General features: G+C 72.9%; 9 protein-coding genes and 1 pseudogene. 2 read left to right on the top strand and 8 right to left on the bottom strand.

The window, feature by feature from the left end; all coding sequences use genetic code 11:
• Window positions 1-363 (bottom strand): annotated as a pseudogene (locus QZX64_RS06265) (hypothetical protein); the annotation flags it as partial.
• Window positions 364-463: 100 nt separating this feature from the next.
• On the opposite strand from QZX64_RS06265, the gene QZX64_RS06260 reads away from it, so the two are divergent.
• Entirely contained in the window at window positions 464-1,129 is a 666-nt protein-coding gene (locus QZX64_RS06260) for a class I SAM-dependent methyltransferase (RefSeq protein ID WP_295657743.1), read from the top strand.
• Here the strand turns inward: QZX64_RS06260 and QZX64_RS06255 are convergent.
• From QZX64_RS06255 to QZX64_RS06240, 4 genes are all read right to left on the bottom strand, one after another.
• Window positions 1,100-2,188, bottom strand: a complete 1,089-nt coding sequence (locus QZX64_RS06255) for a prenyltransferase (protein ID WP_295657742.1) — start codon at window positions 2,186-2,188, stop codon at window positions 1,100-1,102. The two genes, QZX64_RS06260 and QZX64_RS06255, sit on opposite strands and share 30 nt — an antisense overlap.
• Before the next feature lies 1 nt (window position 2,189).
• A complete protein-coding gene (locus QZX64_RS06250; RefSeq protein ID WP_295657741.1) occupies window positions 2,190-2,918 on the bottom strand; it encodes a class I SAM-dependent methyltransferase in 729 nt (242 codons plus the stop codon).
• Window positions 2,905-4,188 carry a glycosyltransferase family 4 protein gene (locus QZX64_RS06245; protein WP_295657740.1) on the bottom strand — a complete coding sequence of 428 codons (1,284 nt, stop codon included), beginning with the start codon at window positions 4,186-4,188 and terminating at the stop codon, window positions 2,905-2,907. Before QZX64_RS06245 ends, QZX64_RS06250 begins: the two co-directional genes overlap by 14 nt.
• 82 nt (window positions 4,189-4,270) lie before the next feature.
• A complete protein-coding gene (locus QZX64_RS06240) occupies window positions 4,271-5,248 on the bottom strand; it encodes an NAD(P)/FAD-dependent oxidoreductase (RefSeq protein ID WP_295657739.1) in 978 nt (325 codons plus the stop codon).
• A 96-nt stretch (window positions 5,249-5,344) separates the two neighbouring features.
• Here QZX64_RS06240 and QZX64_RS06235 point away from each other — a divergent pair, with 96 nt between their 5' ends.
• Window positions 5,345-6,013, top strand: coding sequence for an ion channel (locus QZX64_RS06235; protein ID WP_295657738.1), 669 nt, complete (start codon window positions 5,345-5,347; stop codon window positions 6,011-6,013).
• A gap of 14 nt (window positions 6,014-6,027) precedes the next feature.
• Here QZX64_RS06235 and QZX64_RS06230 read toward each other — a convergent pair whose 3' ends face one another.
• The 3 genes from QZX64_RS06230 to QZX64_RS06220 all read right to left on the bottom strand — a co-directional run.
• Window positions 6,028-7,515 (bottom strand): cryptochrome/photolyase family protein, encoded by a 1,488-nt coding sequence (locus QZX64_RS06230; protein ID WP_295657737.1) that lies wholly within the window; start codon window positions 7,513-7,515, stop codon window positions 6,028-6,030.
• Window positions 7,512-8,000: a hypothetical protein gene (locus QZX64_RS06225; protein ID WP_295657736.1), complete on the bottom strand. Its 489-nt coding sequence runs from the start codon at window positions 7,998-8,000 to the stop codon at window positions 7,512-7,514. The genes QZX64_RS06230 and QZX64_RS06225 overlap by 4 nt, the downstream gene beginning before the upstream one ends.
• On the bottom strand, window positions 7,997-8,535 hold a 539-nt coding region (locus QZX64_RS06220; RefSeq protein ID WP_295657735.1), incomplete at its 5' end, for a hemerythrin domain-containing protein. The genes QZX64_RS06220 and QZX64_RS06225, both read right to left, overlap by 4 nt.

Below are 8,535 nucleotides of genomic sequence, written 5' to 3'. Positions count from 1 at the left end.
CTCGGCGTAGCGGGCGGTGTACATGTCGGTGCCGAGCCCGTCCTCGACGGCGGCCGCCACCTCCTGGCTGGTCGGCCACACGTCGGCGAGGCGCACGTCGGTGCCGGGGAACGGCTCGCCGTAGGGGTCCCAGTCCATGGTCCCGGCGAGGGCGGACGACGAGGAGCTCGCGAGCGTCTCGGTGCTGAGGAAGCCCCACACCAAGAAGGCGACCGCGATCACGGCGGTGACGCCGAAGACCACCTTGTCGAGGCCCAGGCGTGACTCCGAGGCGGGCTCGGGGTCGAGGTCCAGGGCGGGGTGCTCGGGGATGACCGTCAGGCGGTCGGACGGACGATGGCCGGTGCGGTTCAGGTCAGTCATGTCCGCACGACGCTTCCATCTCCTCACCGAGCTTGGCAAACCGACCGGTAACCGTTGTGGCGCCCGCCACGCCCGCCCGCGGCCGGACTAGCGTGCAGCTGTGACCTCGCCGCTCCCCCGCCTGCCCGACGACGTCGCGGCCGTGGTCCGCGTCACCAAGGGGTTCCTGCCCGAGGACGAGGGGCTGCTGCTCCACCGGCTCGCGCTCGAGCGGCTGCCGTCGGGTCCGGCCCTGGAGGTCGGCACCTACTGCGGCAGGTCCGCGCTGCACCTCGGCGCCGCGGCCCGCGCCGTCGGGGGCACCGTCTTCACCGTCGACCACCACCGCGGCAGCGAGGAGAACCAGGCCGGCTGGGAGCACCACGACCCCGAGGTCGTCGACTCCGAGCTCGGCGTGATGGACACCCTGCCGTTCTTCCGCCGGGCGCTGGCCCGGGCCGGGCTCGAGGAGCAGGTGGTGGCCGTGGTGGGCGCGTCCACGACGGTCAGCCGGCACTGGCGCACCCCGCTGAGCCTGCTGTTCATCGACGGTGGGCACGCCGAGGTGCACGCGCAGAACGACTACTCCGGCTGGGCGCCGTGGCTGATGTCGGACGGCCTGCTGGCGATCCACGACGTGTTCCCCGACCCGGCCGACGGTGGGCGGCCGCCGTACGAGGTGTTCCTGCGGGCGCTGGACTCGGGCGGCTTCGCCGAGGTCGAGGCACTGGGCTCCCTGCGGGTGCTGCGACGGGTGTCAGGAGACGCGGGCGACCCGGCCGGCTGAGGCGCAGCCGCATTCGAGACCGTCCTCGGCGAACGGCGCGGGCAGCCCGGTGCCGCGCATGATGCCCGAGCCGCCGGTGCCGCGGCCGAGCGCGTCGACGGCCAGCACCACGGCGGCCGCGGTGTAGGTCGTGTGCTCCGCCGGCCAGTGGGCGTCGTCGGGGAAGACGTACCCGGTCCAGTAGCCGCCGTCGTCGTCGCGCAGGTGCTGCACGTCGGCGAGCAGCCGCCCGGCGCGCTCGCTGTCGCCCGCGACGTCCAGCGCCATCGCCAGCTCGCAGGTCTCCGCGCCGGTGACCCACGGGTTGGCCGACACGCAGCGGATGCCCAGGCCGTCCTCGACGAAGGTGTCCCACCGGGCGGCGAGGCGGGCGGAGGCGGCCTCGCCGGTCACCGCACCACCGAGCACCGGGTAGTACCAGTCCATCGAGAACCCGCTCTTGTCGAGGAACAGGTCCTCGTGGGATCGCAGTGCGTGACCCAGCCGGCCGCCGGCCAGCTCCCAGCCAGGCTGCGGGTCGCCGACCAGCCCCGCCAGGGCGACGCCCGCGCGCAGGGCCTGGTGGATGCTCGACGACCCCGCGACCAGCGCCTCATCGTTGACCGCGCCCGGAGTGCCGGCGCGCCACTCCTGTGCCCAGGCGATGCCGCCGAACGGCAGCTGCATCGAGCACACCCACTCGAGGGCCGCCCGGACGGTGGGCCAGTAGCGGTGTACGACGCGGAGGTCGCGGCGCACGAGCCAGTGGTGCCAGAGCCCCACCGCCAGGTAGGCCGACATGTTGGTCTCGCCACTGGCGTCCTCGACCTCGCCCGCGACGACCTTCATCGGGAACGAGCCGTCGGCACGCTGCATCGTCGGCACCCAGGCGAGGGCTCGCTCGGCCGCCTCGACCTCCCCGCCCACGAGCAGCGCCATCGCGGCCTCGACGTGGTTCCACACGTCGGTGTGCTCCCCGACGGTCCACGGCACGGCGCCGCTCGGCTCCTGCATGCGGGCGATGGACGCAGCGGTGGCCGCGACGTCGGCGGCGGCGAGGACACCGTCGACGGCGGGCACCTCAGACCGCATAACCGCCGCGGGGCCGGGTGAAGTACATCACCATGCTCTTGCCGATCAACGGGTCGAGCACCGCGCCGGCCAGCCGCAGGATCCGGGGCTGCTCCATGATCTCCCAGACCAGCAGCCGGTGGTAGGCCCTCGCGAGCGGGTGGTCGTCGTCGGTGACGCCGACGGCGCACTTGATCCACCAGTACGGCGAGTGGAGGCCGTGGGCGTAGCCGACCCCGTCGTAGCGCATGCCGGTCCGGCCGACCTTGTCGACGAGCTCCTTGTCGGTGTAGATCCGCACGTGCCCGCCCTCGACCTGGTGGTACTCGTCGGAGAGCTTCCAGTTGATGACCTCGGGCAGCCAGCGGGGCACGCTGACCGCGAGCGTGCCGCCGGGCCGCAGCACCCGGACGAGCTCGGAGATGGCCGTGAGGTCGTCGGGGATGTGCTCGAGCACCTCGGCGGCGACGACGCGGTCGAACTCGCCGTCGGCGAACGGCAGCTGGAGCGCGTCGCCCTCCTTGGTGTCGGCCTCCGCGCCCGCCGGCACCTCCCCCGCCTCCTTCATGGCGGCGAAGAGCTCGCCCACCCCGGCCAGCTCGTCGGCGTCCTGGTCGAAGGCGACCACGTCGGCGCCGCGGCGGTACATCTCGAAGGCGTGCCGGCCGGCGCCGCACCCCATGTCGAGCACCCGCTCGCCGGGCCGCAGGCCCAGCCGGTCGAAGTCAACGGTCAGCACGGGGGGTCCTCTCCCTATCCTCGGTGTGGCTGTCGTCAGTGCTGTGGTGGTCGGCGATCACGTCGGCGTACGCCGCGGCGGTGGCCTCGGCGACCGCCCGCCAGCTGAACAGCGCCTGCGCCCGGGCACGGCCGGCCGCACCCATCCGCTCCCGCAGCGCGGGGTCGTCGAGCAGCCGCACCAGCGCCGCCTCCAGCTCGCCGACGTCGCCGGGGGTGACCAGCTCGGCGCACTCGCCGTCGGGGCCGACCACCTCGGGGATGGCGCCGGCGCGGGAGACGACGAGCGGAGTGGCACAGGCCATCAGCTCGGCCGTGGGCAGCGAGAAGCCCTCGTACAGCGACGGCACGCAGGCGACCTCGGCGGAGCCCATGATCCCGACGAGCTCGGCGTCGGAGACGCCGTGGACGAACCGCACGGAGCCGCCGACCCCGAGGGAGTCGATGAGCTGCTCGGTGCGGCCACCGGGCTGTGGGCGGGTCACGAGCACGAGCTCGACCTCGCGCTCGGTGCGCAGCTTCGCGAAGGCCTCCAGCAGGGTGGAGATCCCCTTCATCGGGGCGTCGGCGCTGGCCATGGCGAGGATGCGACCGGGCACGCGGGGCGCCGCCGGCGGCTCGAAGACGTCGTCGACGCCGAGCCGGATGACCTGCATGCGGGCCGGGTCGACGCCGAAGTCGCGGGCGATGTCGCGGCGCGAGGACTCCGAGGGCGTGAGGATCCGGCGCGCGGCGCGGGCCACCGTGCCCTGCATGCGCAGGAAGCCGTACCACCGGCGCAGCGCGAGCCGCTTGCGGAGAGTGGGCGCCGCGGCCAGGTCGATGCGCCGGTCGAAGGTGATCGGGTGGTGCACCGTGGTGATGAGCGGGAGGCCCATCCGCTCGATCTCCAGCATGCCGCGGCCGAGCACCTGGTTGTCGTGCACCACGTCGAAGTCGTCGACGCGCGACCTCAGCAGCCGCGCCACCCGCGTCGAGAAGGTCTTCGGCTCCGGGAAGCCCGCGGTGCACATGGTGAGGAACTCCTCGACGTCCACCCGGTCGCGGAACTCGCGCGGCCTGGGGATCCGGAAGGGGTCGGGCTCGCGGTAGAGGTCCAGCGAGGGCACCTTCGTGAGCCGCACGCCCTCGTCGAGCTCGGGGTAGGGCTGGCCGGAGAACACCTCGACCTCGTGCCCCAGCGCCACCAGCTCCCGGCTCAGGTGCCGGACGTAGACGCCCTGGCCGCCGCAGTGCGGCTTGCTCCGGTAGGACAGGAGTGCGACACGCAAGGGGGACTCTCTTTCACCGGACGGTGGCTGCGCGGAAAGGTTACCGAGCGGTCAGGTACCCGGCGACGGGCGGTCCAGCCGCTCAGGCCTCGCTGGAGTGCCCCGGGAACACGTGCGCCGACGGATCGATCGCCACCGCGGCGTTGTTGACGGCCGTGGCCGCCTCGCCGAACCCGACCGCGATCAGCCGCACCTTGCCGGGGTACTCCGTGATGTCACCCGCCGCGAACACGCGCGGCAGGTTGGTGCGCATGGCGGGGTCCACGACCACATGGCGCTTGTGGACCTCCAGCCCCCACTGCTGGAGGGCGCCGAGGTCGGCGAGGAACCCCAGCGCCGCCACCACGGCCTGGCACGGGCGCAGCACGGGCTGCTGGCCCTCGACGCTGATCTCGGCCTCGCTGACGTGGCCGTCGCCGATCAGCCTCGTCACCTGGGCGTTGGTGACCAGCTCCACGGTGGAGGCCCGCACCTGCGCGACGGTGCGTTCGTGGGCGCGGAACGCCGCCCGCCGGTGCACCAGCGTGACCGAGCGCGCCACCGGCTCGAGGTGCTGGGCCCAGTCGAACGCGCTGTCGCCGCCGCCCACCACGACGACGTCCTTGTCGGCGTACGGCGCGAAGCTGGGCACGAAGAACTCCAGGCCCCGCCCGAGCCACCCCTCCCCCGCAGGCAGCGGCCGCGGGCTGAACTTCCCGATGCCCGCGGTGACCAGCAGGGCACCGGCGGTGATCCGGCTGCCGTCGTCGAGACCCACGACCACCGTGTCACCGGTGTGGTCCAGGGTGCTTGCCGACCGGTCGAGGAAGTACGTCGGCCGCGCGGTGGCCGCCTGCGTCACCAGTCCCTCGACGAGGTCGCGGCCCTTGATGGTGGGGAAGCCGGCCACGTCGAGGATCTGCTTCTCCGGGTACATCGCGGTGATCTGCCCACCGAGCTCCGGCAGGGAGTCGACGACGGCGACCCGCAGCCCCCGGAAGCCGGCGTAGTAGGCGGCGTACAGCCCGGTGGGTCCCGCTCCGATGATGAGCAGGTCGGTGTCGTGCTCGGTGGCGGTCACGCTCGGATCCTCGCGCGCGCGGCGTCCCTCCTCAAGGGCCACGCCGCGAAAGCCATCGGACCGGTCGTGCCGGCGGAGCGCCTAGACTCGGCGATCGTGAGACGACAGCTGCGCTGGATGGTGGGCCACCCGTCGGCGGTGCTCCTCGGGGGTCAGCTGGCGGCCGTGCTCGGCTACCCCTTCCTGGACGAGAACCCGGTCGGCCGCGCGGTGCTGGGCGTCGTGGGCATGGCGCTGGTGCTCATCGCCATCTGGGCCGTGCGGCTGACGCCGGTCCTGCGCTGGGTGGCGGTGCTGCTGGGCGCCCCGGCCATGGTGCTGACCGTGCTCGAGGCGCTGTCGCCCTCGACGGACTGGATCGTGATCACCTCGGCGCTCTGGCACGCGCCGTTCTACTTCTACGTCTCCTACGCGATGATCCAGTACCTGTTCCACGACGACAAGGTGACCCGCGACGAGCTGTTCGCGACCGGCGCCGCCTTCACCGTGGTGGCCTGGGGCTTCGCCTACGTCTTCTCGGGCGTGGAGGCGGTGTGGCCCGGGTCCTTCACCGCGACGGGCGACGTCGGCTGGTACGAGCTGCTCTTCCTCAGCTTCGCCAACCTCACCAGCGTCGGGCTCTCCGACGTCCTGCCCGTGCTGGAGCACGCCCGCTCCGTCGTCATGGTCGAGCAGGTCGTGGGCGTCCTGTACGTCGCGCTGGTGGTCGCCCGGCTGGTGGGGCTCACCGTGGTGCGGGCCACCAACGACCGGACCGGCTCCTAGCCTCCGAGCGCGTGCTAGGGCGCGTCGGCCCCCCGGGCCGCCTCCTGCGCCACCACGGCCGGCAGGTCCGTGAGCCGGTCCAGGCCGTGCAGCGCCCGAGACATCCGCTGGTTCGGCTCGAGCCTCTCCCGGTTGCGGGCGAGGAACCACCAGTAGCCGGCGGTGTAGGGGCAGGCGTCCTCGCCGACCCGCACCCGCGGGTTGAACCGGCAGGAGCCGCAGTGGTCGCTCATCTTGTTGATGTAGGCGCCGCCGGAGGTGTAGGGCTTGGTCGCCAGCACCCCGCCGTCGGCGTGCTGGCTCATGCCCACGACGTTGGCCACCATCACCCAGTCGTAGCCGTCGACGAACGACCGGCGGAACCACTCGGTCAGCTCCTCGGGCGACCAGCCGCGCTGGAGGGCGTAGCCGCCCAGCACCATCAGCCGCGGGATGTGGTGCACCCACCCGCGCTCGGCCACCCCCTCGAGGGCGTGGGACAGGCACCGGGCCTCGGTCGCCTGGCCGTCGAGGTCGGCGAACCAGTCGGGGAGCGGCTCGTGCGCCTCGAGGTGGTTGCGGTGCCGGTAGTCCTCGCCCTGGTGCCAGTACAGGTGCCAGATGTAGTCGCGCCACCCCATCACCTGGCGCACGAACCCCTCGACGGACGCGAGGGGCGCCGATCCGGCGCGGTAGGCGTCCTCGGCCCGCCGGACCACCTCGAGCGGGTCGAGCAGGCCGAGGTTCATCGTCGCCGACAGCATGGAGTGCGACATCCACGGGTCGCCCTCGAGGATGGCGTCCTCGTGGGCGCCGAAGGTCGGCAGCCGGTGCTCCACGAAGTGGTCGAGCACCGCCTCCGCCTCCGATCGGGTGGCGGCGAAGAGCCGCGGCCCGTCGCTGCCCACGAAGGACATGCGTCCCTCGGCCTCCCAGCGGTCGAGGTCGGCGCGGACCTCGGCGTCCACCTCGTCCTCCTGCGGCCACGGCGGCTCCGGCACGCCGAGCGTCGCCTGGCCGCGCGGGGGTGGCTCGCGGTTCTCGTGATCGAAGTTCCACCGGCCGCCCACCGGCTCGCGGCCCTCGAGCAGGACGCCGTGCCGCAGGCGGGCGTCGCGGTAGAAGTCCTCCATCAGCAGCCGGCGCTTGCCGCGACCGGCGGCCCAGGCATCGAAGTCGGCGCGCTGCGTGACGAAGCCGCGCGCCGGCAGCCGCTCGATCTCGAGCTCCTCGGCCAGCGACCGGACCAGGCGGACCGCGGCGTACGACGTCGGGTGGACGACCTGGAGCGGCCCGCCGGCCCGCCGCACCACCTCGCCGTAGGTGTCGGCGCGGACGTAGGTCACCCGGTCGCCCAGCTCGCGGGCCCGGTGCCGCATCGCGGAGAGCACCAGGTGGGCCTTGGCTCGGTGGTAGCGACGACGGGCGAGCACGCGGTGCGACTCCACGAGCAGGACCGGCCCGTCGTGGTCGTCGAGGAAGTGCTCGCCGAGCTGGTCGCCGAAGAGCCACCGCGTGGTCACGAGGGCTGTCCCAGCGCTCCCTGCGGGCCGCTGTCGTCGGGCACCGCCTCGTGGTGAGACTCCCCATGCGAGCGGCGGTCCTCCTTCATCTCCGCCTCGAAGAGGTGCCGGCGACCGCCCACGAGCTGCTCGCGGGCCTGCTGCTCGAGGTCGCGAAACGCCGACCAGTAGCCGTCGTCGTAGTCCTCCACGATCTGGAAGGTCCACCGCCCGTGGATGACGTTGCGGCCCACCAGCTCGCGGTCCAGGCGGTCGGCGAGGTCGTCGTGCCCCGCCTCCCGGAACAGGTCGACGGCGTCGCCGAGCATCAGGTCGGCGGTGCCGGTGCGCCGGTGGAAGGTGTAGAGGTGGCCGCGTGCCTCCTCGACGGCCTCGAGGGCCTCGGATAGCTTGCCGAGTGCCTCGACGGTGGTGTCGGAGACACCGTCGGGGCGCTGGTGCTCGGGGCGCTGGCTGTCGGGGCGCTGAGTCTCGAGGGCGCTCACTCCTCGTCCTCCTCGTCGTCGAGGACACCCTCCGAACGCGCCTCCTCCACGAGCCGGCGCACGTTGTCGATCGACCCGCAGTCCTCCTCGATCTGCGCGTTGCGGACCCGGGCGAACGCCTCGCCCAGGGTGTCGCGCACCTGCGGGGAGACATCCTCCCGAGCCGGGTTGAGGATGGTGAGCTCCTCCTCGGTGATGTGGTGGTTGAGCTTCTGGGCGAACTCCTCGACCGCGTCGTCGAACGCCTCGGTGTCGGTGCTCCTCAGCTCCAGGAGCGCCAGCAGGGCCTCGTTGCCCTCGGCGTGCTCCTCCTCCCCGTGTTCGGCCTCGTGCTCGCCGATGGCCTGCTTCTTGCGGAGGTTCGGGTAGACCTCCCGCTCCTCGGCCACGGCATGGGCGACGTGCAGCGTGGCCAGCGCCTGGCGTACGGCGTCGCGGTCGGAGGTGCTGTCACGCAGGTCGCGCAGGAGGGCCTCGAAGCGCCGGTGGTCCTCGAGGATCAGCCCGACCACGTCGCCGGAGACCGGCCTGCCAA

The organism is uncultured Nocardioides sp. (genome assembly GCF_902805925.1).
Taxonomy (GTDB): domain Bacteria; phylum Actinomycetota; class Actinomycetes; order Propionibacteriales; family Nocardioidaceae; genus Nocardioides.
The sequence above is the reverse complement of the archived record's forward strand: the minus strand, read 5'-3'. Positions and strand labels throughout refer to the sequence as shown.